Source organism: uncultured Bradyrhizobium sp. (assembly GCF_947648125.1).
In the GTDB taxonomy this organism is placed as follows: Bacteria; Pseudomonadota; Alphaproteobacteria; order Rhizobiales; family Xanthobacteraceae; genus Bradyrhizobium.
Map to the genome: position 1 here is coordinate 479,669 of NZ_CANSMR010000001.1, position 25,831 is coordinate 505,499.

General features: G+C 63.2%; 27 protein-coding genes. 12 read left to right on the forward strand and 15 right to left on the reverse strand.

The window, feature by feature from the left end; genetic code table 11:
- Window positions 1-2: 2 nt before the first annotated feature.
- Window positions 3-935, reverse strand: coding sequence for an ABC transporter substrate-binding protein (locus tag Q0030_RS02290; protein ID WP_298363225.1), 933 nt, complete (start codon window positions 933-935; stop codon window positions 3-5).
- Window positions 936-1,069: 134 nt separating this feature from the next.
- Here Q0030_RS02290 and Q0030_RS02295 point away from each other — a divergent pair, with 134 nt between their 5' ends.
- A complete protein-coding gene (locus Q0030_RS02295) occupies window positions 1,070-1,429 on the forward strand; it encodes a hypothetical protein (protein WP_298362825.1) in 360 nt (119 codons plus the stop codon).
- Between the two features lie 24 nt (window positions 1,430-1,453).
- Here the strand turns inward: Q0030_RS02295 and Q0030_RS02300 are convergent, their stop codons facing one another.
- Entirely contained in the window at window positions 1,454-2,278 is an 825-nt protein-coding gene (locus tag Q0030_RS02300; protein WP_298362827.1) for a quinoprotein dehydrogenase-associated SoxYZ-like carrier, read from the reverse strand.
- 43 nt (window positions 2,279-2,321) lie between these two features.
- Entirely contained in the window at window positions 2,322-3,248 is a 927-nt protein-coding gene (locus tag Q0030_RS02305) for a quinoprotein relay system zinc metallohydrolase 2 (protein ID WP_298362829.1), read from the reverse strand.
- Between the two features lie 167 nt (window positions 3,249-3,415).
- Between Q0030_RS02305 and Q0030_RS02310 the strand changes: the two genes are divergently transcribed.
- Window positions 3,416-4,297 (forward strand): substrate-binding domain-containing protein, encoded by an 882-nt coding sequence (locus Q0030_RS02310; protein WP_298362832.1) that lies wholly within the window; start codon window positions 3,416-3,418, stop codon window positions 4,295-4,297.
- Window positions 4,294-4,848 carry a PQQ-dependent catabolism-associated CXXCW motif protein gene (locus Q0030_RS02315; RefSeq protein ID WP_298362835.1) on the forward strand — a complete coding sequence of 185 codons (555 nt, stop codon included), beginning with the start codon at window positions 4,294-4,296 and terminating at the stop codon, window positions 4,846-4,848. The genes Q0030_RS02310 and Q0030_RS02315 overlap by 4 nt, the downstream gene beginning before the upstream one ends.
- Before the next feature lie 38 nt (window positions 4,849-4,886).
- On the opposite strand, the gene Q0030_RS02320 is transcribed toward Q0030_RS02315, so the two are convergent.
- The 6 genes from Q0030_RS02320 to Q0030_RS02345 all read right to left on the reverse strand — a co-directional run bounded on the left by Q0030_RS02320 (window position 4,887) and on the right by Q0030_RS02345 (window position 9,718).
- Window positions 4,887-5,183, reverse strand: coding sequence for a copper-binding protein (locus Q0030_RS02320; RefSeq protein WP_298362838.1), 297 nt, complete (start codon window positions 5,181-5,183; stop codon window positions 4,887-4,889).
- A gap of 99 nt (window positions 5,184-5,282) precedes the next feature.
- Window positions 5,283-5,900 (reverse strand): hypothetical protein, encoded by a 618-nt coding sequence (locus Q0030_RS02325; protein ID WP_298362841.1) that lies wholly within the window; start codon window positions 5,898-5,900, stop codon window positions 5,283-5,285.
- Complete coding sequence (locus Q0030_RS02330) at window positions 5,897-6,745, reverse strand: ABC transporter permease (RefSeq protein WP_298362843.1); 849 nt, start codon at window positions 6,743-6,745, stop codon at window positions 5,897-5,899. Before Q0030_RS02330 ends, Q0030_RS02325 begins: the two co-directional genes overlap by 4 nt.
- On the reverse strand, window positions 6,742-7,557 hold the full coding sequence (locus Q0030_RS02335) for an ABC transporter ATP-binding protein (RefSeq protein WP_298362846.1): 816 nt from the start codon (window positions 7,555-7,557) through the stop codon (window positions 6,742-6,744). Before Q0030_RS02335 ends, Q0030_RS02330 begins: the two co-directional genes overlap by 4 nt.
- Complete coding sequence (locus Q0030_RS02340; protein WP_298362850.1) at window positions 7,554-8,531, reverse strand: YVTN family beta-propeller repeat protein; 978 nt, start codon at window positions 8,529-8,531, stop codon at window positions 7,554-7,556. The genes Q0030_RS02335 and Q0030_RS02340 overlap by 4 nt, the downstream gene beginning before the upstream one ends.
- Window positions 8,532-8,536: 5 nt before the next feature.
- Window positions 8,537-9,718 carry an ABC transporter substrate-binding protein gene (locus Q0030_RS02345; protein ID WP_298362853.1) on the reverse strand — a complete coding sequence of 394 codons (1,182 nt, stop codon included), beginning with the start codon at window positions 9,716-9,718 and terminating at the stop codon, window positions 8,537-8,539.
- Between the two features lie 158 nt (window positions 9,719-9,876).
- Here Q0030_RS02345 and Q0030_RS02350 point away from each other — a divergent pair, with 158 nt between their 5' ends.
- Window positions 9,877-10,392 (forward strand): DUF3280 domain-containing protein, encoded by a 516-nt coding sequence (locus tag Q0030_RS02350; protein ID WP_298362855.1) that lies wholly within the window; start codon window positions 9,877-9,879, stop codon window positions 10,390-10,392.
- Window positions 10,393-10,582: 190 nt separating this feature from the next.
- Here Q0030_RS02350 and fghA read toward each other — a convergent pair whose 3' ends face one another.
- Together fghA and Q0030_RS02360 are read right to left on the reverse strand one after the other, a co-directional pair.
- Window positions 10,583-11,428 (reverse strand): S-formylglutathione hydrolase, encoded by an 846-nt coding sequence (gene fghA / locus Q0030_RS02355; RefSeq protein WP_298362858.1) that lies wholly within the window; start codon window positions 11,426-11,428, stop codon window positions 10,583-10,585.
- Between the two features lie 24 nt (window positions 11,429-11,452).
- Window positions 11,453-12,073 carry a response regulator transcription factor gene (locus tag Q0030_RS02360; protein WP_298362861.1) on the reverse strand — a complete coding sequence of 207 codons (621 nt, stop codon included), beginning with the start codon at window positions 12,071-12,073 and terminating at the stop codon, window positions 11,453-11,455.
- Between the two features lie 182 nt (window positions 12,074-12,255).
- Between Q0030_RS02360 and Q0030_RS02365 the strand changes: the two genes are divergently transcribed.
- Complete coding sequence (locus Q0030_RS02365) at window positions 12,256-13,620, forward strand: histidine kinase (protein ID WP_298362864.1); 1,365 nt, start codon at window positions 12,256-12,258, stop codon at window positions 13,618-13,620.
- On the opposite strand, the gene Q0030_RS02370 is transcribed toward Q0030_RS02365, so the two are convergent.
- The gene (locus tag Q0030_RS02370; RefSeq protein ID WP_298362867.1) at window positions 13,617-14,033 is read right to left on the reverse strand and encodes a YkvA family protein; all 417 of its coding nucleotides are present in this window, start codon (window positions 14,031-14,033) and stop codon (window positions 13,617-13,619) included. The two genes, Q0030_RS02365 and Q0030_RS02370, sit on opposite strands and share 4 nt — an antisense overlap.
- A gap of 29 nt (window positions 14,034-14,062) precedes the next feature.
- A complete protein-coding gene (locus Q0030_RS02375) occupies window positions 14,063-15,037 on the reverse strand; it encodes a helix-turn-helix domain-containing protein (protein ID WP_076859017.1) in 975 nt (324 codons plus the stop codon).
- 421 nt (window positions 15,038-15,458) lie between these two features.
- On the opposite strand from Q0030_RS02375, the gene xoxF5 reads away from it, so the two are divergent.
- The 7 genes from xoxF5 to Q0030_RS02410 all read left to right on the forward strand — a co-directional run bounded on the left by xoxF5 (window position 15,459) and on the right by Q0030_RS02410 (window position 23,979).
- Complete coding sequence (gene xoxF5 / locus Q0030_RS02380; RefSeq protein WP_298362876.1) at window positions 15,459-17,264, forward strand: lanthanide-dependent methanol dehydrogenase XoxF5; 1,806 nt, start codon at window positions 15,459-15,461, stop codon at window positions 17,262-17,264.
- 123 nt (window positions 17,265-17,387) lie between these two features.
- Window positions 17,388-17,864 (forward strand): c-type cytochrome, methanol metabolism-related, encoded by a 477-nt coding sequence (locus Q0030_RS02385; RefSeq protein WP_298363226.1) that lies wholly within the window; start codon window positions 17,388-17,390, stop codon window positions 17,862-17,864.
- A 50-nt stretch (window positions 17,865-17,914) separates the two neighbouring features.
- The gene (locus Q0030_RS02390; protein ID WP_298362879.1) at window positions 17,915-19,024 is read left to right on the forward strand and encodes an S-(hydroxymethyl)glutathione dehydrogenase/class III alcohol dehydrogenase; all 1,110 of its coding nucleotides are present in this window, start codon (window positions 17,915-17,917) and stop codon (window positions 19,022-19,024) included.
- Between the two features lie 33 nt (window positions 19,025-19,057).
- Complete coding sequence (gene gfa, locus Q0030_RS02395; protein WP_298362884.1) at window positions 19,058-19,621, forward strand: S-(hydroxymethyl)glutathione synthase; 564 nt, start codon at window positions 19,058-19,060, stop codon at window positions 19,619-19,621.
- A 137-nt stretch (window positions 19,622-19,758) separates the two neighbouring features.
- The gene (locus Q0030_RS02400) at window positions 19,759-20,712 is read left to right on the forward strand and encodes a hypothetical protein (protein WP_298362889.1); all 954 of its coding nucleotides are present in this window, start codon (window positions 19,759-19,761) and stop codon (window positions 20,710-20,712) included.
- A 75-nt stretch (window positions 20,713-20,787) separates the two neighbouring features.
- Window positions 20,788-21,930, forward strand: coding sequence for an epoxide hydrolase family protein (locus tag Q0030_RS02405; protein ID WP_298362891.1), 1,143 nt, complete (start codon window positions 20,788-20,790; stop codon window positions 21,928-21,930).
- A gap of 330 nt (window positions 21,931-22,260) precedes the next feature.
- A complete protein-coding gene (locus Q0030_RS02410) occupies window positions 22,261-23,979 on the forward strand; it encodes a metallophosphoesterase (RefSeq protein WP_298362893.1) in 1,719 nt (572 codons plus the stop codon).
- Here the strand turns inward: Q0030_RS02410 and Q0030_RS02415 are convergent.
- Both Q0030_RS02415 and Q0030_RS02420 read right to left on the reverse strand, forming a co-directional pair.
- Window positions 23,976-25,010, reverse strand: coding sequence for an AI-2E family transporter (locus Q0030_RS02415; protein ID WP_298362897.1), 1,035 nt, complete (start codon window positions 25,008-25,010; stop codon window positions 23,976-23,978). The genes Q0030_RS02410 and Q0030_RS02415 overlap by 4 nt on opposite strands.
- A 216-nt stretch (window positions 25,011-25,226) precedes the next feature.
- The gene (locus Q0030_RS02420) at window positions 25,227-25,691 is read right to left on the reverse strand and encodes a GNAT family N-acetyltransferase (protein ID WP_298362899.1); all 465 of its coding nucleotides are present in this window, start codon (window positions 25,689-25,691) and stop codon (window positions 25,227-25,229) included.
- Window positions 25,692-25,831 lie beyond the last annotated feature (140 nt).

Sequence of the window (25,831 nt, forward strand, 5' to 3'; positions counted from 1 at the left end):
CGCTAGTCTCCCGGGATCGCTTGATAGAACGTGCCGGGATCGAGCTCGGTTGCCGGGCCGACGAGCTCGCGGCCGCCAAGTTGTGCCAGCACCCGGTAAAGCACTCGTGCATCCGCTTCTTCGTCAGCGATCGGACGGCGCGGGATGCCTTCCCGGTATCGGTCGCGATAGGCATGCAGGGTTGCGGCATCGCCCGCGCCGGTCAGCGGCGCAATCGTATCCCATTCGGCATCCGAGGTCGCCAGAATCTCCTTCGCGGCGCGCGTCACGGCGATGAAGCGGGCCACCAGATCCTTGTTGGCGCTGGCCCAGGCTTCGTCGAACACGTAGCCGATCATCGCGATGCGGCCCTTGCTGCCGAGCTTTTGCAGGATCTCCTCCATGCCGGCGAGCCGGCGGAAGCCCTTGGCTTCAAGCGCAGCGCAGAAATTCCAGTAGTTGAGCGTCGCGTCCATCTCGCCGCCGAGGGTCTTGGCGGCCAGCAGTGGTGGCGCGCCATAGACGATGGTCGCCCGCGACTTCAGGTCGACGCCGTCCTGCTTCAATGCGGCCTGCAGCAGCAGCCAGTTCTTGTCGATCGCGCCGCCGGCAACGGCGAGCTTGCGCCCCCTGAGGTCCGCCAGCGTCTTGAGCGGCGAGGCGGCCGGGACCATCACGGCGCCCAGTGCACTCGAATAGGGATAGAACTGCAGCTTGGCGCCGAGCGAGCGCTCGCGCGACACCCAGGGCCAGTCCGACACCATCACGTCGGCCGAGCCGGAGCGCAGCGCGATCTTGCCGGCCTCGGGGCTAGCGAGCTCGACGACATCGATCGACAGATTGGCCTTCCTGTCGAGACCATGGGAGCGAATGACGGCCAGTTCCCAGGCCAGCGTTCCGGTCTTCTGCGCTGCAACGCGGATGGTCTCCGCATCGCACGAGGTGCCGAACTGCATCACCGCCAGAACTGCCGCAGCCAACACCGTGCGTACAGAGATGATCATCGTTTGTTGAGCCACTTCCCCGAATGTTTTCTTTTCTGATCAACATCCATAGCATAGCTTGCCGGAAGAGAAGAGGAAGCAGGACCATGGCAGGAGCTGGCATGCTACGACCGATTGTCGCCGTCTTGGCCGTGGTCGCCGGGACGAGCATCAGCGTACGGGCCCAGGAGATCAACGACTATCCGACCTCGGCGCGGGCCGAATATGTGTTCGGCTGCATGAAGTCCAATGGCGAATCCCGGCAGTCGATCGAACAATGTTCCTGCTCGATCGACGTGGTCGCCTCGATCATCCCCTATGATCGCTACGTCACCGCCGAGACCGTGCTGAGCATGGCGCAGGTGCGCGGCAATCTGGGCGGCCAGTTCCGCTCGTCCGAGCAGGCCGCCAACGCGCTCAGCGACCTCAGGCGGGCGCAGGCGGAAGCCGAAGTGAGGTGCTTCTAACGCCTATCGCGCGACGCGAACGCGTCAGGTCCCGGGATTCTCGACCTTCCATTCGTGGTCGAAGACGTGCCCGTCGGTGTCCTTGGCCTCGGCACGGAAGTGCTTGGCGCCATTCGAGACGTAGGTGAAGCGAATGTTGGGGTCCTCTGAAATCGAGATCCCGCCCTCCATCGCGAGCACCGGACTGTCATCCTGCCAGATGTGCAGCTCATTGACGAAGAAGGCCGGGATATAGAGCTGCGTGACCTGGTCCATCTGCAGGCCTGAATTGTTCGGATGCCCGATCATGATCTGGGCTTCCCGTGTGCTTGTCGCCGGCCCCTGTTCGGACTTTGTGAATTGCCGATAGCGCATCTGGCCGAGCCGATTCTTCGCTTCCTCGACGTTCTTGCCGGCCGGTGCCGAGCAGCCGCCGGATGCTTTGACATAGACCTTGCTCACGTAGAGCTTGCCGTCGCTAAGCTCGGCGACGGCGTGCACATTGGTGTAGTTGTTGACCCGGACCCGGGTCGAGATCTCGGTGACATTGGCGTCGGGACCGAGCGTGAATTTTGCGGCCATCGGCGCCGGGTTCTCGTCGATGACAAGCGTGATCGCGACGACGCGGCGGCTGTCGCCGGGCTGCAGCTTGGTGCGCAGCGTCACCGGCACGATTGCCGCGTCTTCCGCGCGCGCCGGCATCTCGATGCCGATGATATCGTTGCCGTCATTCATCGGACGATTGCTGAAGATGTCCTGGACGAGACCCGGCCAGGGATCATAGGTCTCGGCCGCGGACGCAGCGGGTGTCCCCAGCGCGATCGTCAGAAGGCTGGCGATGCAAAGCAGGCGGGCGCGGTGTCCAGTCATGTTCGCGAGATCCTATGCAGCCGCGTCATTATAGGACGAACAGCTACTCCCATTCAATTTCCGAGAATGCTGCAGTTGCGTTGCGAGCGTTGTAGTCGTCGAACAGTTGCCAGCGTGGCCGCTCGGCCGCCGCGGCGTGCTCCGCCGCAGCCGTGATCGGCTTGCCGCTTGCGACCAGCGCGCGGACGTCCGCGGCCAGCATCTCAAGATAACGCCGCTCGTCGGCAAGCGCCGCGGGCCACGCACTCACGGGGCCGTGACCGGGAACCACGCGCTCGGCGGGAATAGCCTGGAGGTCGTCGAGCGCATGCAGCCAGCCCTTGAGGCTGCCGTCGACCACGGGAATATGCTCGAGGAACACCAGATCGCCGGCGAACAGGGTCTGGGTGCGTTCATCGAACACCGTGAGGTCGTTGTCGCTGTGGGCCGGTGGCCATGCCTTCAGGGTGAGGGTCCTTCCGCCGAGGTCGAGTTTCAGCGTGTCCGCGACCAGCATGGTCGGCGGAATGATCCGGACCTCGTCGATCAACGCATCGCCCATGGTCCGGCGAAAGCCGTCGAGATAGAATTGCCCGCGCGCCGCCAGCGCGCGGGGCAGGGCCTTGTGGCCGACGAAGCTGGTCCCGTCAGCGACGAACGCCGCGTTGCCGAAGCTATGATCCGGATGCGCGTGGGTGTTGATCACGTAGCGGATCGGCTTGTCGCTATGGCTGCGCACCGCGGCGAGCAATTGCTGCCCTTCGCGGACGCTGCCGCCGGTGTCGATGACGGCAATGGCGCTGTCGCCGACTACGAAGCCGACATTGGCGATGGCGCCTTCGTTGTCGCGCGTCATCAATGCAGTGACCCCGGTGTGAACGAATATTCCGGGGGCGACTTCGCTCACAGGCAATTCCGCCTCTTGAGCCCGCGCTATGGTCGGCGCCCAAAGCATCAGGAGCAGCGCAAGCACCGAACCGCCATGAGCCATGTTTCCGCCTCAGTTTTTCCCGGACGCGCGAGCGATGTCGCCGCGCTCCCGTTTGCGCTGCAACAAGCAACGCGGCGCCGTCGCGATCATTATCCCTGTTGCACGTCATGGTGCGCCGGGCAATTGGTGGACGGCGGCAATCTGTCCGATCAAGAGGAGACCGCGCAATGAGAGTTATCGGATGCCGTCCTGTTCTGCTCGCGCTTGCCGGCTTCATCGTCTGTCTCGCCGGCCGCGACGTCGCGCGTGCGCAGGTCAATGAGCAGGGCGAACTCTCCATCGAGCTGGTCGATCCCAAGGTGCTGCGCATCTGCGCCGATCCGCGCAACCTGCCGTTCTCGAATGACAAGGGCGAGGGCTTTGAGAACAAGATCGGCGAGCTGTTCGCCGAGAAGCTGCAAAAGAAGCTGGATTATATGTATTTCCCGCAGGCGACCGGCTTCGTGCGGGTCACGCTCGGCTCGCATCGCTGCGACGTGATCATGGGCTTTCCGCAAGGCGACGACCTCGCGCAGGGGACCAATCCGTATTACCGCACGGCCTATGCGATCGTTGCCAAGCCGGGCAGTGGACTGGATGAGGTCACGACGCTCGAGGATGCGCGGCTGAAGGGCAAGCATATCGGCATCGTCGCCGGAACGCCGCCCGCAACCAACATGGCCATCAACGGCCTGATGAGCAATGCGAAGCCTTATCCGCTGATGATCGACACGCGCTATGATTCCTCGGCCGAGGCGATGATGAACGACCTCGAAAAGGGCGAGATCGACGCTGGCATCCTGTGGGGGCCGATGGCCGGCTTTTATGCCAAGAAGGCGACCCCGCCGCTGCATGTCACGCCGCTGCTGAAGGAGACCACAGGACCCAAGCTGGTCTATCGCATCGGCATGGGCGTGCGGGCGTCCGATCAGAACTGGAAGCGGCAGCTCAATCGCCTGATCCAGGAGAACCAGCCGGCGATCAACAAGATCCTGCTCGACTTCGGCGTTCCGCTGCTCGACGAGAACGACCGTCCGATCGGGCCGGAGACTGCGACCAAATCGCCATGATCAAGCTCGCGGCCATGCTTGCGGTGATATTGCTCGCCGTTTCGCATGTCCGCGCGCAGGACCCGCCTACAGAGCCCGAGGGCTACCGGACCGAGGATTATCGCGCGCCGGTGCCGATCACGCTTGCAGGCGCACGCGTGCTCACGACCACGGAGGCGGAAGCGATCTGGCGCGACAAGTCCGGCGCGTTCGTCGACGTGCTGCCGCGCGCGCCGAAGCCCAATCTGCCGGCCGGCACGGTGTGGCGCGAGCGGCCGCATCGCGATATTCCCGGCAGCATCTGGTTGCCCGACACCGGCTACGGCAAGCTCGCCGCATCGACCGAGGACTATCTGCGGCGCGGCCTCGCCCGTGCTTCCGGCGACGACAAGGTCAGATTGCTCGTGATCTATTGCCAGGAAAATTGCTGGATGTCATGGAACGCCGCCAAGCGCGTGCTTTCCTACGGCTACCGCAACGTGGCGTGGTATCCGGAGGGAACCGACGGCTGGGAGCGTGCCAACCTGCCGCTGGCGGATGCGGAGCCCGAGCCGCGCGAGAGCGAGCAGTGAGCCCGTCCTTGCACGGCTGGGGAAAATGCTCCAGCGAGCTACTTCTGCTTGTCGAGCTTGCTGATGGCCTTGCCGCCGTCGCCGTCAGTGGTGGTGAACGTTACCTTGTCACCGGCGTGAAGCTCTTCGAGCGACTGTCCCTTGGGCACCTTGTATTCCTGAATGGCGCCCCCGGCCGCGCCCACCGTGCCGGTTTGCGTCTGTTGGATCGAGATGGTTCCACTTAGTCGGTCAATCTTGGTGACCATTCCCGACATGGATTGCTGGGCCAAAGCCGCTGTGGTGATCAGGCTCGCGGCGGCGAGGCTGGTCATGACGATCTTGGCTGCTCTCATCGAGGTCTCCCAACTTCAGATATAGTTGGAGACAACGAGCGGGCGGGGCAGTTTGTTCCGGCGGCCTGTTGATGATCGCTGGGGCGATCGGCCGCAGGCCTAATCCAGCTCCTGCTGGATGGTGCGGCCCAGCGCGAACAGCCGCTGGTCGATGATGGTCGGCACCTCGCAGACGAATTTCACCACGCGTCCGCGGTCCTCGAATATCCGCGTCTCCCAGACCAGCTGGTTGCCGAGTTCGTCGACCTTGGCCTGGTCCGGCGGCGTGGCGTCCTGCAACGCCTGAAGCGCGATCGTGTCGGCGCGGATCTTTTCCGCGGCCTCGCGCTGCTTGCGCATCACGCGCTCCAGCCCGTTCATGACCGAGGCCCGCTGGCCGTTGAGCGTATCGAACAGGCCCGCGAACAGCAGTTTTCCCGCATTGGCCTTGTCAGCCGCGGCGGCCGACAGGAAATCGGTGATCTCCTTCTGCGCATCCTCGAGCGGAACGCGGCGCGCCGCGAGCTTGGTCGCAAGTTGGCTGATCTTCGGATCGTCCCGCCACTTGGTCTCGGCATCGCCGAGCGGCGGCCCGGCCCAGACCGCGGCGAGCGAGATCTCGGGCACCTTGGCCTGCGCGCAAGGCCAGTCCGGATAACGCGGGTCGGCAGCGAACGCGACCTGGTTCGACAGAACCATCGCGAGCGCCGCGCCCAGTGCTGGCCGCCAGCCTGTCATGCCTCGCCTCCGCCGGGTCCGCGGCGCGCCAGGCCGCGCGATGGATCGTAGGCCAGGATCGCGCCGATCATGAACACCACCGTGCAGCCGCCGACCACCGCGAGCGAAACCCAGTTCATCTTGCCGTACAGCGCAAACCGGATCAGCTCCACCGCATGCGTGAACGGATTGCACTGGCAGACATAGTACAGCATCGGACTGCCTTCCTGCACACGCCAGAGCGGGTAGAGGGCCGACGACGCGAAGAACATCGGGAAGATCACAAAGTTCATCACGCCGGCGAAATTTTCCAGCTGCTTGATGCTGGCCGAGATCAGCATGCCCAATGCGCCGAGCATCAGGCCCGAGAGCATCAGCGCCGGAAGCACGGTGAGGTAGCCGATGGTCGGCGGTGTCATGTCCCAGAACCACGCGATCAGCAGGAAGGCGTAGACCTGGAGCAGCGACACCGCGGTGCCGGCGAGCAGCTTGCAGAACAGGAGATAGCCGCGCGGAAGCGGGCTGACCAGCAGCGTGCGCATGTTGCCCATTTCGCGGTCATAGACCATCGACAGCGACGATTGCATGCCGTTGAAGAGCTGGATCATCGCCATCAGGCCGGGCGCAATATAGACCTCATAGAGGATGTAGGTCTCATAGGGCGGGATGATCGAGATGCCGAGCACCTGCCGGAAGCCGGCGGCGAAGATGAACAGCCAGACCAGCGGCCGGACCAGCGCCGAGACGAAGCGCTCGCGCTGATGCAGGAAGCGCAGCGCCTCGCGCCATACGATGCCGTTCAGGCAGACGATGTATTCCGACACCGAGAAGCCGCTTCGCTCAGGCGTGACCGTCGTGCTGCTCATGTTGGCGGTTTTCCGGTGAGGGTTGCCGTTCCGGTCAGGCGCATGAATGCGGTGTTGACGTCCTGGGCGCCCGCGTCCGCGATCACGCGCGACATCGGGCCATGCGCCAGCATCCGGCCCTGGTGCAGCACCACGAGGTCGTCGCCCGGCATGATCTCGTCGAACAGATGCGTCGCCCAGAGCACGCCGATGCCCTGTTCGGTGACGAGCTGGCGGACATGGTCGAGAATGTCGGCGCGCGCCTTGACGTCGAGCCCGACGGTGGCCTCGTCGAGCAGCAGCAGCCGCGGTCGGTGCAGCAGCGCGCGGGCAATCTCGAGCCGCCGCATCTGGCCGCCGGAGAGATCGCGCACCTTGCTGGCGGCGCGGTCGGCAAGACCGATGCGGGCGAGCACCTCGGCGCTGCGCAGCCGCGCCTCGCGCCGCGAGATGCCGTGCAGCGCGGCGTGATACAGCAGGTTCTGCGTCAGCGAGAGATCGAGATCGAGTGTGCGCGGCTGGAACACGACGCCCATCAGCCGTAGCGCCTCGCCCGGCGTCCGGCTGATGTCGTGGCCGAAGATCTTGATCTGGCCGTTCTGGATGCCGAACAGCCGCGTCACCAGCGAAAACAATGTGCTCTTGCCGGCGCCGTTGAGGCCCAGCAATGCAGTGAAGCTCGCAGGCTGAACCGTGAAATTGACATCGATCAAGGCGCGCCGCGGGCCGTAGCTGTGGCTGACATTGCCGATAGACAGCGCCGGCTGCACGGCTGCTACAGGGCCTGCATCCGGCGAGGGCTGGCTCGCGATATGGGAGTCGGTTGCGGTCATGGCTGTGCGATCGTGATCCCCCAGGGCAATTCGCCGACCTGAATGGTCTTGATCACCTTCTGGGCCGCGACGTCGATCACCGAGACATCGTTCGACACGCCGTTGGTGACCATGAGGTACTTCTCGTCCGGGGTGAAATCCATGTGCCAAACCCGCTGGCCGACCAGGAGATATTTGAGGACCTTGTGGGTCGCGCCGTCGACCACCGCGATGCGGTTGGCGGGGCCGAGCGCGACGAACGCGGTCTTGCCGTCCTTGGTCATGCCGATGCCGACGGGCTGGATCGCCTCGTTGCGCAGGCCCGGGATTTCGAAGGTGATCTTGCCGGTCACCTCGCGCTTGGCCGGGTCGATGATCGACACCGTGCCCCCGATCTCGGAGGAGACCCACAATTCGGAGCCGTCACGCTTGAACTGGGCGAAGCGCGGCCGCGAATCGACCAGCACATTGGCGACGATCTGGCGCGTCGTCGTGTCGATAAAATGCGCCATGTTGGTGGTCTCAGAGGTGTTGATCAGGATCTTGCCGTCCGGGCTGATCGTCATACCCTCGGGCTCGACGCCGACCTGGATGTCGCCGAGCCGGGCGCGCTTCTCGAGATCGATCACGGTGACCGTGTTGTCGTTCTCGTTGGCGACATACATGGTCTTGCCGGCGGCATCCTGGGTGAACAATTCCGGGTCGGGGCCGGAGGGCAGGGCGTCGACGATCTCCTGGGTCTTGGTATCGATCACCTGGATCGTGTCGTCGTCGCCGACCGCGACCATCACGAACTTGCCGTCGCGCGAGAATTCGATGCCGCGCGGCCGCTGGCCGACCTTGATGGTCTTGGTCACCGTCCAGCTGTTGGTGTCGATCACCGTGACGGTGTTGCCCTTCTCGTTGGAGACGTAGGCAACGAAGGCGGACGCCGGTGTCGCGGCAAGCCAAACGAGCATCCCGGTCAACAGACAGCGGCGCCACATACGTTTCATCTCCCTCACTGCAGCTTGCACTTCGTTTCAGGCCGGTCAACACCGAGCGTGTCGAGTTCGGAGACCTGATGCAGGAAACCTTCCTGCGGCGAGACCGAAACGACCATACGACCATCGGCCAGCAGGATCGGCTGGCGGAGCTGCAGATTCCAGTCTCGCAGGGTCAATCGCGTGCCCTTGAAGGCGGCGATCGAGAAATCCTTGCCCTTGAGGAAGGCGATGACCTTCTTGGAATCCCCCGAATTGGTGCGGGAGGTGGCTTCCCCGATCATGCGCGCAGCGGTCCAGGCCTGCATGTCGAGTGCCGTCATGCGGCGCATGTTCAGCTTGACGAAGCGGTTCTGGATCTGGACCGCGCCCCATTGGTCATGCGCTGCGTCCCAGCTGGTCGGCACCAGGCCCGCCGAACCTGCCACGGGGCGCGGGTCCCAGGTCCGGTAGGGCAGATAGTTCGCGAACACCTCGCTCTCGTCGGCGGCGACCAGCACGTCGTAAGCCGGTGCCTGCTGCGTGAACACCGGCATCTGGCGCTGGATCAGCGTCACGCCGGAGTCGGTGCGGCGCGCGCCGCCGGTGTCCTCGAATGTCCGTTCCTGAACGATCTTGGCACCGAAGCGCGTGGCGGCGCGGCGCAGCGCGTCGGCGTACAGCTTGTCCTGATCGTGCGAGCCAGTCACCAGCAGCCAGCGTTTCCACTGCTTCCACACCAGGTATTGGCCCAGCGCGTCCGCCAGCATCGAGCGGGTCGGTGCGACATGGATCACGTTGGCGCGGCAGTCCTGCTCGCGCAGCCGATCGTCGATCGCGCCGGCATTCAACAGCACGGTGCCGCGGTCGCGCAGCGCGTCGGCGACCTTGAGCAGGGCGTCGGCGGGCAGGTCGGTGATGATATAGTCGTTGCGGCTGGCGAGATCGGTCGCGACCTTGGCGACATCGGCGCTATCCTTGACCTTGACCTCATCGAGCACGAAGCGCTGGTTGAGGAATTTTCCGGTCGTATTGTTGTCTTCGATCGCAAGGCGTGCGCCGGCGATGCCGTCATTGTCTGCCGGTTGCTCGACCAGCGAGAGCGTCGATTTGATGCCGGCATGGCCGAGATAGCCGATATGGACCTCGACGGGATCAGCCGCCAGCGCTCTAGTCGCCACCATGCTGAGCGCGATCGTGCCGATCAGCCATCGGAACATAATTCCTCCCGCAGTCATTCTTCACCGGGCATGGCGTTGTCGAAAAGCGACTTCGCTATTCCGGCCCAAGCGTTGACTTGCAAGATGCCGGAATTGGCCTAGCTTGCAACCCCGCTTTTTGTCGTTGCGCGGTACCAAATTTCGATTGGTTCACAATCATGAGATCAGCGTTCGTCTTCGTCATATCTTTGCTGCTGATGTCTGCGGCGGCGCGCGCCGAACCGCTCAAGCTCGCGGTGTTCGACCTCGAGATGATCGACACCAGCCTTCAAGGGGAGGTGGATGGACCGCGGACCGACGAACAGGCGCGGCTGCTCCGGACCGGCGATCAGGTACGCAAGGAGCTTGCAGATTCCGGTAAGTTCCACGTGCTCGACATCGCGCCCGTCAATGCTGCGGCGCACGGCGCCAATCTTCAGGCCTGCGGTGGATGCGACGTGAAGCTGGCCGGCGAGCTAGGCGCCGATCTTGCGATGACCGGCGTGGTGCAGAAGGTCTCCAACCTCATCCTCAACATCAATCTCTATCTGCGCGACGTGCATACCGGGCAATTGGTGGCAGCGGCGAGCGCCGACATGCGCGGCAATACCGATGAATCATGGTCGCGTGCCACTGCCTACGTCGTCCGCAACCGATTGCTCGCGCCGAACTACGGCGCGCCGCAAGCGCGGTAAAGCAGTCCTTCGCTCGCAATAACGTTGATGGGGCGACGGCAGTCCATCTCCGTCACCCTGAGGAGCGCGCTCTTTGCGCGCGTCTCGAAGGGTCGACGGCCACCAGCCGGGCCGTGCATCCTTCGAGACGGCCGCGTTGCGGCCTCCGCAGGATGACGGGATACGCACCCTTCCCGCGGTGAAGTGACGCTCAAGCCTTCAACCGCGCGGCGTGCCAGCGCAGATGATCGGCCATGAAGGTCGAGATGAAGTAATAGCTGTGATCGTAGCCGGGCTGTCGCCGCAGGGTGAGCGGAATGTTGGCCTTCTCGCAGGCGCCCTTCAGGAGCTCGGGCCGCAGCTGTTCGGTGAGAAAGCCATCGGCATCGCCATAGTCGACCAGCAGATCGGAGAAACGGGCGCCGTCCTCGATCAGCGCGACCGCGTCGTGCTTGCGCCACGCCTGCTTGTTGCTGCCGAGATAGCCGCCCAGCGCCTTGTTGCCCCACGGCACCTGCGACGGAGCCACGATCGGCGCGAACGCGCTCGCCGCGCGATACCGATCGGGATAGCGCAGCGCGGCCGTCAGCGCGCCATGGCCGCCCATGGAGTGACCGAGGATCGATTGCCGCGCCGTATCGACCGGAAATTGCTCGGCGATCAGCTTCGGCAATTCCTCGGTGACATAGCTCCACATCCGGTAATTGGTCGCGAACGGTGGCTCGGTCGCATCGACATAGAAGCCTGCGCCGAGGCCAAAATCGTAGGCGTTGGCGGGATCGCCGGGGATGCCTTCGCCGCGCGGGCTGGTGTCGGGCGCGACGAAGATCAGGCCGAGCTCTGCGCAGGCCTGCCGGAATTCACCCTTCTCGGTGACGTTGGCGTGCGTGCAGGTCAGTCCCGAGAGATAGGTGACGACAGGCAGCTTGGCCCCAGCTGCATGCTCCGGGACAAACACCGAGAAGGTCATGTCGGTCTTGGTCTCGCGGCTTGGATGCCGGTAAACGCCTTGCGTACCGCCATGCGACTTGTTCTGGGACACCGTCTGCATTGCCATATTCCTCTGTGTTGGAGCGCGACGTCAGCCGACGCCACTCTCGATCGCCAACCGCACCAGCTCTGCCGAGGTGCGCACGCCAAGCTTCTGGCGCATGATCGATGACGTGTTCGCGACCGTCTTGTATGACGAATGCACCAGCCAGGCGATCTCCGACAGGCTCTTGCCGGAACTGAGCAGGCGCAGGATCTCCATCTCGCGCGAGGTGAGCTTGGAGAGTGGATTTTGCGCAAAGCCCGGCCGCGCAAAGGCGACGTTGCGTGCGATGGCGGGCGGCAGATAAACGCCGCCATTGCCGACCTCGCGCACCGCCTCCACCAGATCGTTGGGGTCGCCGGTCTTCGAGACGTAGCCCTTGGCGCCGATGTCGATGGCACGGGCGGCGAACACCGGGTCGTCGTTCATGCTGAACATGATGAGGCGCGCGGATGCATCGCGGGTCAGGATACGGCGGGCCAGCTCGAAGCCGGAGACGGTCGGCAGGTTGATGTCGATCACGCAGAGATCGGGCTTCTCCGCGACGAACGCGCGTTCGCCGCTTTCGGCATCCGCAGCTTCCAGCAGGATGATATCGGGATCGTCGGCGAACACGGTGCGACAACCGGAGGCAACGATGGGATGATCATCAACGATCAGAATGCGCATGGCGTTGTTCCGGCGACCTGCTTCGATTCACTCTTCGTCCACATCGATTTGCACGAAGAACACCTCGGTTCCGACCGGTTGTGCACCTCGCACGAGATTGCGATAGGGTGCGATTAGATAGCCGGGCAAATTTGGCTGTCAACGATCCTCTCGGAGGAGGAGTCGTGGTCGGGGGCAACGTCATGTGGCAAAAGCTATCCTTGCGCGCACGGATCAACCTGCTGCTGGCGCTGATATTGGCGCTCGGGTTGGGCATCAATATTGCGCGCCTCGTGCTTGAAGCGGGACCGCGCGTCCAGGCCGAGGACCAGAGCGTGATCCGGCTGGCGCGCGAGTTTGTCGCGACGATGGTGGCCGGCCTCGACGAGGTGCCGGATCCGGATGCGCGGCTCGACCAGATCGTTCAGGATCTGAGCCGGCTGCGTCACGTCAGCATCACGCGGCAGGATGACGCAACCGCAAAGTCTCCCGAGCACCCGGAGGAGGCAGGCGATCCGCGCGCTCCGCCGGAGTGGTTCGTCGCGCTCGTTCATCCCGAGCAGACCTCGGTGCGGGTGCCGATCTCGGTTCACGGCAAGCCGCAATCGCTTGTCATCACCTCGCATCCCGATGACGAAATGGCCGAGATCTGGGACGGCATCGTCACCCAGATCGAGATCGGCTCCGCGATCGCGGCGGCGCTGCTGCTGGTGACCATGCTGGTGGTTGGCCGCGCACTTGCGCCGCTGGAAGCGCTGTCGCAGGCCATGACCGGTATCGAGGCCGGGGATTACGACGCACGCGTCGAGCCCGGCGGATCGCCTGAATTGGCTGCAATCTGTGCCAAACTGAACCATTTGGCCGCGACCCTTGGCGAAGCCGTCGACAGCAAGCGGCAGCTGGCCGAACGTGCGGTCTCGCTGCAGGATTCCGAACGGAAGGAGATCGCGCGCGAATTGCACGATGAGTTCGGGCCCTATCTGTTCGCGCTGCGCGCGCATGCCGGCGCGCTGACGCGGCTGTCGGAGGTCGAAAAGCCCGATCCTGCTGCGCTCCGCAAGCACGGCAGCGCGATCCTCGAGCAGGTCAATGCGCTTCAGCAGTTCACTCGCCGCATCCTGGAGCGATTGCGGCCGGTGGGTTTGGCGGAGCTTGGGCTTGCGGAAGCACTTGGCGCGCTGGTGCGGCTGTGGGGCGACACCCACCCGGAGGTGGAGATCGAGAGCAGCATATCGCCCGATCTCGGCGAGACCGGCGAGACGGCAGATCTGACGATCTATCGCATCGTCCAGGAAGCGCTCACCAATGTATTCCGCCACGCCGGCGCAACGGCAGTCGACATCACGATCGAGCCTGCGGAGCGGCAGACCGGCCTGCGCGGCAGCCGCGGCTGCGCGCTGGTGCGCGTCCGCGACAACGGCCGCGGCCTGCTCAGGGATCACCGCCTTGGCCGCGGTTTGACCGGCATGCAGGAACGAATCCTCGCGCTCGGAGGCACGCTCAAGATCAATTCCAGCGATGACGGCGTGACGGTCGAGGCACTGGTGCCAAAGGCCGCGCAGGCTTAGGGCGCGATTCGCGGCCAGTATGCGAAGACGGCCCATGCCAGCGCGAGTGCGCCGGCGATCCAGAGCACGATGATCGCGATCATTCCCGCTCGACTGGTCGGGCGTTGCAAGACGGCGCTGGCATTGGCGCGACATTCGCCCATCACATCATCCGGAACGAGCGAGATCGCAAGCCAGATGCCGAGCGGCAGCAGGATCAGATCGTCGAGATATCCGATGACCGGAATGAAATCCGGAAGCAGGTCGATGGGTGAGAGCGCATAGGCCGCGATGGCGACGGCGAGGGCCTTTGCGTACCACGGTACGCGCGGATCACGCGACGCGAGATACAGCGCAACGCTGTCTCGTTTGAGGTTGCGCGCCCAAGCTTTGATCGAGGAAAGTTTGATTGAGGACAGCTTGATGGACGGCATGGCGTGGCGCCTGCACGCCAGGCGAAACGCTATTCCAGTACCACATCGACCGGCATGCCGCCGTGCAGACCCTTGTGCACGGAGGAGGGGGCGATGCCAAAATACTTCCGGAATACGCGGCTGAAATGCGATGAGCTCGAGAAGCCCCAGGAAAACGCGACGTCCGTGATGGTCTTACCGTTCTGGGATTCCAACTCCTGCCGGCAATTCTGCAGCCGTGCCTTCCAGATGTAGTCGCTGACCGTCATGCCGCGATCGCTGAACAGCATGTGCAGATAGCGCTTCGAGCAGCCGAGCGCCGCGGAAATGCGGTCGATGCAGAGATCCGGATCGCGCAGATGCTCGCGGATGAAGCCCTGGGCCCGCACATAGGTCGCCTCGGCGCTGCCGCGGTCGAACATCGCGCCGGTCTCGCGCAGCGGCAGCAAGAGCAGGTCGATCAGCGCATCGGCCACGCCGACGGCGTTGACCGGGGTCAGTGTCGGCGCCTCGCCGAACGCGGCATGGACGAAATCATAGGCGATGCGGCCGGTGCCGTTACGCGCCGAGAGCTTGCATGGCGCCATCTTGGAGAGTTGGAAACCGCGCTCCTTGAGCAGGTCCTTCGGAACGATGACAACCTCGTGACGCGTCAGGGATGGGCTGATGATCGTATGCGGACACGACACGTCGTAGGCGAAGCAGTCGCCTGGCATGATGTCGAAGTGCAGACCGTCCTGCTCGAAATGCGAGACGCCGTGGGTCTGGAACACGATCTTGATGTAGGGGTGCTCGCTCAGCTTGATGCGCGAGATGGTATGCGCGATGCGGTGCTGGCTTGCCTCGATCTGGCACAGCTTCAATCGCGATACGGTTGTGAAATTGATCCGGCCCTCGAGCGAGGATCCTTCCAGCGCATCGACGTCGAACTGACCGCAGAGGTCAGTGAGCGCATCCGACCAGCGCTGGATCTGCCGCTTGGGCGTCAATCCGTTCGTGCTGAGTGAATGGACTGTGTCGGTCATCTTTCCAGCCACCGATTCGATCCCCAACGTGACTGCCCATCGCGCCTAATTCCGGTTCGGGATGATGCGCCTTCTCCCTGATTCTGAATAGTTTAGGGAGGCAGCGGGATTTCTTCCCGATCAAAGCCGGGCGATCCTCCGACTTAGTTCTGGGCGCGTCAAGCGCAACCTTGGGCCGATTCTATCCGACGCTGGAACAGCACTGAAGGCGTTTGATGCCCTGCAACATGAAGCAGCCTTTACCGCCAATTCGCGGTCCAACCGCAAAAATCTGACAATGCTTCGCTTCTGAGCAAACGGCGCTTCGCTGCTGGGCAAGTCAGCGGGATTCGATCGGACTACCACTGGGGTACCAAAATGGAAGAAGTGGGGCCGTTTCGGCGGAAACCCTTGAGCTCTTGAACCTGGGAGGAAATCCACGATGCGCAAGTTGCTTTACGCGACCAGCCTTGGGGCAATGGCGGTGTTCGCCGCCGGAGCTGCCAACGCCAATGACGAACTCCACAAGATGGCGCAGAACCCGAAAGACTGGGTGATGCCGACCGGCGACTACACCAATCAGCGGTATTCGAAGCTGAATCAGATCAACGCCTCGAACGTCGGAAAGTTGCAGGTAGCGTGGACGTTTTCGACCGGCGTGCTGCGCGGTCACGAAGGTGGCCCGCTGATCATCGGCAACATGATGTACGTGCATACGCCGTTCCCGAACAAGGTCTACGCTATTGACCTTTCCAAGGACAACCAGATCGTCTGGAAGTACGAGCCGAAGCAGGATCCGAACGTCATTCCGGTAATGTGCTGCGACACGGTCAATCGCGGCGTCGCCTATGGTGACGGCAAGATCATCCTGCATCAGGCCGACACCACGCTGGTTGCGCTCGATGCGAAGACCGGCAAGGTCGAGTGGAGCGTCAAGAACGGCGATCCGAGCAAGGGATCGACCGGTACGTCGGCGCCGATGGTCGTCAAGGACAAGGTCCTGGTCGGCATCTCTGGCGGCGAGTTCGGCGTTCAGGCCCACATGACGGCCTACGACCTCAAGACCGGCAAGCTGGTCTGGCGCGGATTCTCGGAAGGCCCGGATGACCAGCTCCTGGTCGACGACAAGACTACCGAGCTTGGCAAGCCGATCGGCAAGGACTCGAGCTTGAAGACGTGGCAAGGCGATCAGTGGAAGATCGGCGGCGGCGCGACCTGGGGCTGGATCTCCTATGATCCCGAACTCAACCTCGTCTATTACGGATCGGGCAACCCCTCGACCTGGAATCCGAAGCAGCGTCCCGGCGACAACAAGTGGTCGATGACGATCTGGGCGCGCAACCCGGATACCGGCGTTGCCAAGTGGGTCTATCAGATGACGCCCCATGACGAATGGGACTATGACGGCGTCAACGAGATGATCCTCTCGGATCAGAGCATCGACGGCAAGGCGCGCAAGCTGCTGACGCACTTCGATCGTAACGGCCTCGGCTACACGCTCGATCGCGCCACCGGCGAACTGCTGGTCGCCGAGAAGTATGATCCGAAGGTGAATTGGACCTCCGGCGTCGACATGAACAAGAGCTCGCCGACCTATGGTCGTCCGAAGGTTCTTGACGCAGCGTCGACCGACAAGGCCGGCGAAGACCACAACGTCAAGGGCATCTGCCCGGCGGCGTTGGGTTCGAAGGACGAGCAGCCGGCGGCCTATTCGCCGGACACGCAGCTGTTCTACGTGCCGACCAACCACGTCTGCATGGACTACGAGCCGTTCAAGGTCAGCTACACCGCAGGTCAGCCCTATGTCGGCGCGACGCTGTCGATGTATCCGCCCCCCGGTGAGACCAACATGGGCAACTTCATCGCCTGGGACGGCAAGACCGGCAAGATCGTGTGGTCGAACAAGGAGCAGTTCTCGGTCTGGTCGGGCGCACTCGCGACCGCCGGCGGCGTGGTGTTCTACGGCACGCTGGAAGGCTACCTGAAGGCAGTCGACGCCAAGACGGGCAAGGAGCTCTACAAGTTCAAGACCCCGTCCGGCATCATCGGCAACGTCACCACCTATGAGAACGGCGGCAAGCAGTACATCGCCGTGCTGTCGGGTGTTGGCGGTTGGGCAGGCATCGGCCTCGCGGCTGGTCTGACTGATCCGACGGCCGGTCTGGGTGCAGTCGGTGGCTATGCCGCGCTGAGCAACTATACCGCGCTCGGCGGAACGCTCACCGTGTTCTCGCTGCCGCAGCAGTGAGCTGAGCAAGCTCGTTCCGGCGCATGGGGTGATCTCCATGCGCCGGTCCGTCTTCAATCTGCACGCGAGGATAGGCTTTTGCGTAAGATCTGGTTTGTGAGTGCTGCGATCTTCGTCGTGGCAATGGGTGGAGTTGCCTCCGCCGAGGACGTGGGTGATCCAGCCGCCGTCAAGTCCGAGGACGGCAAGTATCTCGACAAGGATGGCAACCCAACGTTCAAGGTGACGTCCGACGGTACGGTGGACTGGTACACCTACTCCGGCTACCGCCGTTATCATTCGGAGTGCCACGTCTGCCACGGACCCGACGGCATGGGCTCGACATACGCGCCGGCGTTGAAGGACTCGCTCAAGACCATGAGCTATGCCGACTTCATGGGTGTGGTCGCGAGCGGGCGCAAGAATGTATCGACGTCGCAGGAAAACGTCATGCCGGCATTCGGCGATAATCCGAACGTTGCCTGCTACATGGACGACCTCTATGTGTACCTGCGCGCCCGCGCCAATGATGCGGTTGGGCGTGTCCGGCCGGCCAAGCACGAAGACAAGTCGGATGCCTATGGAAAGGCGGAAGACGCCTGCATGGGCAACAAGAACTGAGCCTGACCGGCGCGAATGACAAACCTGTTTGATGTTTTGTGGAGACCAAGATGAAGACCCGCGCCGCAGTCGCATTCGAAGCCAAGAAGCCGCTTGAGATCGTCGAGCTCGACCTGGAAGGCCCCAAGGCCGGCGAGGTCCTTGTCGAGATCAAGGCGACGGGCATCTGTCACACCGATGCCTATACGCTCGACGGCTTCGACAGCGAAGGCATCTTCCCCTCGGTCCTCGGGCACGAAGGTGCCGGCATCGTTCGCGAGGTCGGCGCCGGCGTGACGTCGGTGAAGCCTGGCGATCACGTGATCCCGCTCTACACGCCCGAATGCCGCCAGTGCAAAAGCTGCCTGAGCCAGAAGACCAATCTCTGCACCGCGATCCGCGCGACGCAGGGCAAGGGCGTGATGCCCGACGGCACCTCGCGCTTCAGCTACAAGGGCAAGACGGTCTTCCACTATATGGGCTGCTCGACCTTCTCGAACTTCACCGTGCTGCCTGAGATCGCGGTGGCCAAGATTCGTGAGGACGCGCCGTTCGACAAGAGCTGCTACATCGGCTGCGGCGTCACCACAGGCGTCGGAGCTGTCGTCAACACCGCCAAGGTGACGCCGGGCTCCAACGTCGTCGTGTTCGGCCTCGGCGGCATCGGCCTCAACGTGATCCAGGGTGCCAAGATGGTCGGCGCCGACAAGATCATCGGCGTCGACATCAACGACTCAAAGGACAATTGGGGCCGCCAGTTCGGCATGACACATTTCGTCAATCCGACCAAGGTGAGCGGCGATATCGTGCAGCATTTGGTGGGCCTGACCGACGGCGGTGCCGACTACACCTTCGACTGCACCGGGAACACCAACGTGATGCGCCAGGCGCTGGAAGCCTGCCATCGCGGCTGGGGCGTGTCGGTCGTGATCGGCGTTGCGGAATCCGGCAAGGAGATCGCAACCCGGCCGTTCCAGCTCGTCACCGGACGCGTCTGGAAGGGCACCGCGTTCGGCGGCGCGCGCGGCCGCACCGACGTGCCGAAGATCGTCGACTGGTACATGAACGGAAAGATCCAGATCGATCCGATGATCACCCACATGCTCAAGCTCGACGAGATCAACAAGGGCTTCGACCTGATGCACGAGGGCAAATCGATCCGTTCGGTCGTCGTGTTCTAAAATCAAAACACCAAGCAATAGGAGGATAGGTCAATGACTGTTCATATCCACCCGTCAGTCGACAATGGCGTCAAGCAAGGCTCCGGCAGTTTTGCCGGCGGCACACTGGTCTGCAAATGCGCGGACAAGAAGGTCAAGGTGGGGGTCAAGGGCGATGTCGCCCACAACCACGCCTGCGGCTGCACCAAATGCTGGAAGCCTTCGGGCGCCACATTCTCGGTGGTCGCGGTCGTGCCGCGCGAGAACGTCACCGTGCTGGAGAACGGCGACAAGCTGAAGATCGTCGATGCGGCCGCGGTGATCCAACGCCATGCCTGCACCGGATGCGGCACCCACATGTACGGCCGGATCGAGAACAAGGGCCATCCGTTCTATGGCCTCGACTTCATCCACCCCGAGCTGTTCCAGGAGTCCGGTTCGGCGGCCCCGGGATTTGCCGCCTTCGTGTCGTCGGTGATCGAGTCCGGCGTCAAGCCGGCCGACATGGCCGGGATCAGGTCGCGGCTGAAGGAGCTTGGGCTCGAGCCCTATGACTGCCTGTCGCCGGCGCTGATGGACGCCATTGCCACCCACGTGGCGAAATCCAAGGCGGCCTGACCAAGGCAGTCTGACAAGGGCGGTCTGACCGGCCGGCTCTGACGAGATCCGGTGCCGGCAGAGGGCCTGTCGGCGACGGATATGCTGGTAGTACCCGTGACCTTGAACCTTGCATGCCCTGCGGGCGACCACAGGGCATGCATTTTATTTTCCGCCTTGCCCTCGTCCTATCCCCGATCCTGGTCTTTTCGCCGACCCGCGCCGCGTCGCCGGAGGACCGCTACATTGCCGCGCGTGACGCCGCGATCGCCAAATTCGCCAAGCAGGAGAAGGACGGCAAGATCGACGAGGCCGTCGACAAGGCCGAGGCGGCCGCGCGCGACGAGCTGAAGGGGCAGTTGATCGCGATCCTGTCCCAGCCCGTCCGGCCGGGCTTCGCGCCAGCGCAGCTCAATCTCGACACTCTATATAAAGGCGATATGGGATTCGGCATGCTGGACGGCCTGCGCTTCGACGCGGACAAGGGCAGGGACGGCGGCAAGATCGGCGAAAAACGCGCCGACGGCGGCTTTGTCGAGCCGAAAGCCCATATCATCGTCACCTCCGAAGCTCTATTCACGCGCTGGCTGCACGAGCACAAGACATGGTGGGACAAGGGCAGCAAAAACGTGCCGCAGCAGATCGAACCGGCTCTGAAGTTCGAGGGCCTGTACACGCAGGCGATTTCGACCGATGCCGCGGTGATCAACTTCAACGAGCTGCCGGTCGTCAAACCGGCCTCAGCCACCCTGACTTATGGTTTCCTGGCCGGCCGCACACAGGACACAACCCCTGAGGCCGCCGACGAGGTATTTGTCGCCGCGCTCGCCAACGGCAAGTTCTACATCGCCTATGGCGAGATCGAGCCGGCCGTGAAGGTGCCGGCCTGTACGGCGATCCGGACCGACTACAACAAGAAGGCCGACGAAGCGGCCGAGAAGCTCGAGCGCAAGCAGTTCACCCGGAAGGCCTATGACAAGCTCGGCGACCTGCGCCAGCAGGGCGAAGATGCGTTCAAGCACTGCTTCGTTCAGCACGCCCCTGAGCAGCCGGCATTCGCCGAAGCCACCAAGCAGGCCCAGGCGCTGCTGGAGACGGCGATCGGCAAATAGCGTCACCTGACGGTTTGATCGGCTGACGGTCCGACCCTATGTTCCCCGGGCAGGTTTCGAGCCCGGGGAGACGCTATGACTACCGCCATCAGCCCGTTCCGCATCGCCGTCAGCGACGATGTCCTCGAGGATCTCCGCACCCGGCTGCGCCGGACCCGCTGGCCGGAGGCCGAACTGGTCGACGACTGGAGCCAGGGCGCGCCGCTGCAATGGATCAAGGACATCTGCCAGTATTGGGCCGAGACCTATGATTGGCGGCAGCGCGAGGCGCAGCTCAATCGCTTCAGCCAGTTCACGACCGAGATCGACGGGCTCGGCATCCACTTCATCCATGTCCGCTCCAAGCACCCGGAGGCGCGGCCATTGATCATCACCCATGGCTGGCCGGGATCGGTGGTCGAGTTCCACAAGGTGATCGAACCGCTGACCGATCCAACGGCGCATGGCGGCAGCATGGCGGATGCCTTCCATGTGGTGTGCCCGTCCTTGCCGGGCTTCGGCTTCTCGGCCAAGCCGGACACCACAGGCTGGGGCGTCGATCGCATCGCCAGGGCCTGGGCCGTCCTGATGGAGCGGCTCGGCTATTCCAGGTATTTCGCGCAGGGCGGCGATTGGGGCTCCGCGGTCACGACCTCGATCGGCGGGCAGGACGCGGCACACTGCGCCGGCATTCACATCACGCTTGCGATGTCGACGCGGCCCAATGTCGAGGGCCAGCCGACGCCGGAGGAAACCCGTGCGCTCAACGGCATCAAATACTATGCCGACTGGGATTCCGGCTATTCCAAGCAACAGTCCACCCGGCCGCAGACGCTCGGTTATGCTCTGACGGATTCGCCGAGCGGGCAGGCGGCCTGGATCCTGGAAAAGTTCTGGGCCTGGACCGACTGCGACGGGCATCCGGAAAACATCCTCAGCCGCGACGAACTGCTCGACAATGTCATGCTGTACTGGGTGACCGAGACGGCCGCATCGTCGGCGCGGCTCTATTGGGAGAGTTTTGGGCCCGGCAAGCGAACCCCGCACAAGGTGAGCGTGCCGACCGGCGTTGCGGTATTTCCCAAAGAGATCGTTACGCCGGTCCGCAAATGGATGGAGACGAATTTCACCAACATTCAGCACTGGCGCGAGATGCCGAAGGGCGGACATTTCTCGGCGTTCGAGCAGCCCGAGCTGTTTGTCGGCGAGGTGCGGGAGTTTTTCGGGAAGCTGCGCTAGCTGCGGATGGGGCGAGCGGAGCGATACCCGTCAACTTAGATTCGAGGCGCGAATGATGGTATCGCTCCGCTCCACCCATCCTACGGACTGGCTCCGCTACAACGCCACCAAGAGATGTTGTGCGTTAGCCGACCCTATTCGTCAGCAGCACGCGTCGTGACCGCTGAATCGATCAGCTTTTGGTCGCCTCAGCCTCCCGATCAAGGCCCGAGTGAAACCTCCAGGCAAGCATTGATGTCAACGACGCAACCCGCCACCAGGGTCGATCGCGCGTATGTTGGTCTGGAGCGGTTTGTGACAGAATGCGCTGTGCAACGGAGGGACGTCGGCATGCTGCTTGATCCCCGCCACGGCGACTTTGAGGACAATGCCGCCAGCCCCGAGCAGCGGTCGTTGTTCGCGATCGTGGGCAGCCTTCTCGTCGAGATAAGCCCGGCGAAACTGCTATTTGCCTGGACGATTTCGATCCTGCTTCCGGGCGTGCTGCTCGGCCTTGCGCCGCTGGTCGCGTCCGTCTGGATTTCGAGCCTTTCGCAACACGTTCTTGCACTGTCCGAAGTGGGCGCCGTGCTGGCGCTGGTTGCGATCGCGGCGTTAGGATGGCTCGGCGGCCGACCGCTAATTCAAATCGCGGAAACCAGCTTTTGGTCACTCAACGCGCTCGCGATCCAACCGAGCTACGCGTTCGCGCGCGAGGCGCTGGGCCATCTGGCGGAGCTGCTTTGGCGCACTGGCGCAACTCCTGCCTCGCGCATGAGGCTGCGCCGCGGCTGCTCTGTCGGCGCTGGCATACTGCTCGCTGCTGGTGCGGCCTTGGTCGCGGTCCTGGCTTGGCCGGCTTCGCAATGGACCGCGACCATCAATGACCTGGTCCTGATCCATCGTCTTGTGATGCCGACGTTCGCGAACGCTGTGGTGCTCGTGTCCTGCTATCTTGCGGTCGCATCATTGGCCTGGAGCGTAGCCGACGCCAGTATGGACCAACCGGCTGATCTTGCCGCGTTCGACGCAACGCCGCCCGGAGGCCGTCTCTGGCGCCTTGCACATCTGTCCGATCTCCACGTGGTCGGCGAGCGATACGGTTTCCGCATCGAAAGCGGGACGGCTGGTCCGCAGGGAAACGAACGCTTCAATCGCGTGCTGGCGAGGCTTGCCGAGATTCACGCCGTTGATCCGCTCGACCACGTGTTGATCAGCGGCGACATGACGGATGCCGGCCGGCCCAGCGAATGGGCCGAATTTCTTGATACATTGGCAAGTCATCCCGAACTCGCCGCGCGCGTCGTCATGCTTCCGGGAAATCATGACGTTAACGTTGTAGACCGCGCCAATCCCGCGCGCCTCGACCTTCCGTTCAGCCCAGGCAAGCGGTTACGGCAGATGCGTACCCTATCAGCGATCGCGGCTGTCCAGGGCGATCGCGTGCGCGTTATCGACGGTTCCGGCAAACCATCGGTGACGCTGAATCAGGCGCTGGCGCCCTATCATGATCGGATAACGAAATTTGCGCAGCACGGCGGCGTTCGCCGCGCAGCTGCGCTGCGCGGATTGTTCGATGATCAGTTTCCAATGATCTTGCCGCCGGACCAGGACGGCGGCCTAGGGATCGCCATTCTCAACTCCAATGCCGAAACTCATTTCTCCTTCACCAACGCGCTCGGATTGGTTTCGGAAGCGCAAACGCGGCGATTGGAAGTTGCGATTCGTCATTTTCCGACGGCGTACTGGACCATCGCGCTACATCATCACTTGATGGAATATCCCATGCCGGTGAAGACCTTTGCCGAGCGCATCGGGACGGCCTTGATCAACGGCAGCTGGTTTGTGCGCAGGTTGCAAAAGTTCTCCGATCGCTCGGTCGTGATGCACGGTCACCGTCATATCGATTGGATCGGTAGATGTGGTGCGTCGAGGATCGTCTCGGCCCCGTCGCCGGTGATGGGCGCCGATGATGCAGTCACCTATTTTTACATCCACAGAATGACGGTCGGGCCGGATTGGAAGCTCTGCCTCGCGAAGCCCGAGCGAGTGGAAATCGCCAAAAACTAGGAAATTTCCGGCTCATCTTCGTGCGATCCGCCGAAGAGATCAGCGATCCAGGCGGCTGAGGGGCTCTCGGCACAGAAGGTCAGAATAGCGAGCGTGATCGGCACACCGATGAAAGTCCCGAACAGGCCCCAAAGTGAACTCCAGAAGAAGATCGCAAACAGCACCAGGAACGGCGAGATCGACAACGTCGAGCCGGCGACCCGCGGTTCGACATAGCTGCCGACCACGAACTGGATGACGTTGAGGCAGGCGAAGACACCAAACACCGCGGGCCAACTCTCGAACTGCGTCATGGCCAACAAGGTGGGGAACAGGGTCGCGATGAAAGGGCCGATGAAAGGAATGTAGTTGAGGACAAATGCGATCACGCCCCATTCGAATGCGAAAGGCAGTCCGGTCACGGCAGCGAACAGGCCGACCAGCAGGCCTGTGACCGCGCTCATCTGCGTCCGTACGAACATATATTTCCGGAACTTGGCGGCCGTCGCTTTGCTGCCCTTGAGCAGCACGCGCGCAGCCGTGCGATTCTCCAGCCGCTGGATTCGTCGACCCGCATCGTCGACCTCGAGAAGTCCGAGCACAACATAGACCAGCGCGATGAGCCAGAAACTCAACGTGGTGTTGATGCGGCCCGTGACGTATTGCGTGGTGCGCAGCAGCCAGCCGACATTGAAATGCTCCGCCCAAAGGCCGGCGAACGAGACGCCATGGCCATCCAGCCAGATCACCGCGGCGTCGTAGAAGGCCTGATACCGCGCCGCATCCGCAATCAGGTACCGCCCGACGCGGCCGAAACCCCACGCCGCCAGTGAGGCAAACGCGGCGCAGGTTGCGGTCGTAACAACGACCGTGATGGCGAGCGCGAGGAGTTTCGGTAGCCACGACTGGAGCCGTTCCTGAATGGGCCAGACGATCGCAATGATGAACAGGGCGGCCGCGAGCGGAGCGAGCACACTGCGTGCCTGAGCCACCGCCGCAGTGACCAGCACCGCGGCGATGATGCCGGTCGTGATCTTCAACCCGCCGCCCATCTTTGGGTTATCCGACCTTCTTGAACAAAAGGACTGTCAGTCTGTCTCTCTGCGCGACAAGACCGTGGCCACCGTCAAGCTGAAGGAGACCTCACGAAAGGTGCGACCGATCGCAAGTGTGCCATGTTCCGACGTGCACTGCTAGGTGCGCAAGACCGCTGCGACCGCCAGGCGCGCCCATCCATTTCTACGAGCTGGCGCGATACTGCGGCGCGGCTACAGAAGTCCCCGATAAATCCCGGGCGCTGAGCCTTCGATGGCCACCGCGCCGACGGCCTTCGCATAGAATTCGGCCGGCCCGACGCCGCCGATGATGGCGTAGCCGAAGCCCTGGTGTTTCATGTCCTCGAGACAGGCGAACAGCAGCGCCTTGCCGATGCCGCCCTGCTGCGCCTTCGGCGCGACGCCGGTCGGACCGAAGAAGTTGCGACAGGCCGCGTCGTGGCAGGCGAATCCCAAAATCTTCTTTTGCTGGATCGCGATGAAGCAGGAGACTGGTTGGCGACCGAACGCGACCTCGGTTTCGCTGGCCCATGCCTCACTGAACGTTTCCTGCACCCAGGCCACGACCTTGTGCTTTTCGGGCGCGAGCGCCCGGCGCATGACAATTCCGGCCTTAAGCAATCGATCATAGGCAGGCCGGGAATCGGGCAGGGCGTAGAGCTTGACGAGCATGTCCATCCGGCGACCATAGTTGAAAACGCGTCCCGCGCGCAAATCGCGGGAGGAACGGTGGGGCGTAGGATGGGTAGAGCGAAGCGAAACCCATCAATTCATATTCGGGGCGCGAATGATGGGTTTCGCTGCGCTCTACCCATCCT

Coding starts and splice junctions, on each gene's coding strand:
- Q0030_RS02290 (WP_298363225.1), bottom strand. CDS start 935: ATGCAGTTCGGCACCTCGTGCGATGCGGAGACCATCCGCGTTGCAGCG.
- Q0030_RS02295 (WP_298362825.1), top strand. CDS start 1,070: ATGGCAGGAGCTGGCATGCTACGACCGATTGTCGCCGTCTTGGCCGTG.
- Q0030_RS02300 (WP_298362827.1), bottom strand. CDS start 2,278: ATGACTGGACACCGCGCCCGCCTGCTTTGCATCGCCAGCCTTCTGACG.
- Q0030_RS02305 (WP_298362829.1), bottom strand. CDS start 3,248: ATGGCTCATGGCGGTTCGGTGCTTGCGCTGCTCCTGATGCTTTGGGCG.
- Q0030_RS02310 (WP_298362832.1), top strand. CDS start 3,416: ATGAGAGTTATCGGATGCCGTCCTGTTCTGCTCGCGCTTGCCGGCTTC.
- Q0030_RS02315 (WP_298362835.1), top strand. CDS start 4,294: ATGATCAAGCTCGCGGCCATGCTTGCGGTGATATTGCTCGCCGTTTCG.
- Q0030_RS02320 (WP_298362838.1), bottom strand. CDS start 5,183: ATGAGAGCAGCCAAGATCGTCATGACCAGCCTCGCCGCCGCGAGCCTG.
- Q0030_RS02325 (WP_298362841.1), bottom strand. CDS start 5,900: ATGACAGGCTGGCGGCCAGCACTGGGCGCGGCGCTCGCGATGGTTCTG.
- Q0030_RS02330 (WP_298362843.1), bottom strand. CDS start 6,745: ATGAGCAGCACGACGGTCACGCCTGAGCGAAGCGGCTTCTCGGTGTCG.
- Q0030_RS02335 (WP_298362846.1), bottom strand. CDS start 7,557: ATGACCGCAACCGACTCCCATATCGCGAGCCAGCCCTCGCCGGATGCA.
- Q0030_RS02340 (WP_298362850.1), bottom strand. CDS start 8,531: ATGAAACGTATGTGGCGCCGCTGTCTGTTGACCGGGATGCTCGTTTGG.
- Q0030_RS02345 (WP_298362853.1), bottom strand. CDS start 9,718: ATGTTCCGATGGCTGATCGGCACGATCGCGCTCAGCATGGTGGCGACT.
- Q0030_RS02350 (WP_298362855.1), top strand. CDS start 9,877: ATGAGATCAGCGTTCGTCTTCGTCATATCTTTGCTGCTGATGTCTGCG.
- fghA (WP_298362858.1), bottom strand. CDS start 11,428: ATGGCAATGCAGACGGTGTCCCAGAACAAGTCGCATGGCGGTACGCAA.
- Q0030_RS02360 (WP_298362861.1), bottom strand. CDS start 12,073: ATGCGCATTCTGATCGTTGATGATCATCCCATCGTTGCCTCCGGTTGT.
- Q0030_RS02365 (WP_298362864.1), top strand. CDS start 12,256: ATGTGGCAAAAGCTATCCTTGCGCGCACGGATCAACCTGCTGCTGGCG.
- Q0030_RS02370 (WP_298362867.1), bottom strand. CDS start 14,033: ATGCCGTCCATCAAGCTGTCCTCAATCAAACTTTCCTCGATCAAAGCT.
- Q0030_RS02375 (WP_076859017.1), bottom strand. CDS start 15,037: ATGACCGACACAGTCCATTCACTCAGCACGAACGGATTGACGCCCAAG.
- xoxF5 (WP_298362876.1), top strand. CDS start 15,459: ATGCGCAAGTTGCTTTACGCGACCAGCCTTGGGGCAATGGCGGTGTTC.
- Q0030_RS02385 (WP_298363226.1), top strand. CDS start 17,388: ATGGGTGGAGTTGCCTCCGCCGAGGACGTGGGTGATCCAGCCGCCGTC.
- Q0030_RS02390 (WP_298362879.1), top strand. CDS start 17,915: ATGAAGACCCGCGCCGCAGTCGCATTCGAAGCCAAGAAGCCGCTTGAG.
- gfa (WP_298362884.1), top strand. CDS start 19,058: ATGACTGTTCATATCCACCCGTCAGTCGACAATGGCGTCAAGCAAGGC.
- Q0030_RS02400 (WP_298362889.1), top strand. CDS start 19,759: ATGCATTTTATTTTCCGCCTTGCCCTCGTCCTATCCCCGATCCTGGTC.
- Q0030_RS02405 (WP_298362891.1), top strand. CDS start 20,788: ATGACTACCGCCATCAGCCCGTTCCGCATCGCCGTCAGCGACGATGTC.
- Q0030_RS02410 (WP_298362893.1), top strand. CDS start 22,261: ATGCTGCTTGATCCCCGCCACGGCGACTTTGAGGACAATGCCGCCAGC.
- Q0030_RS02415 (WP_298362897.1), bottom strand. CDS start 25,010: ATGGGCGGCGGGTTGAAGATCACGACCGGCATCATCGCCGCGGTGCTG.
- Q0030_RS02420 (WP_298362899.1), bottom strand. CDS start 25,691: ATGGACATGCTCGTCAAGCTCTACGCCCTGCCCGATTCCCGGCCTGCC.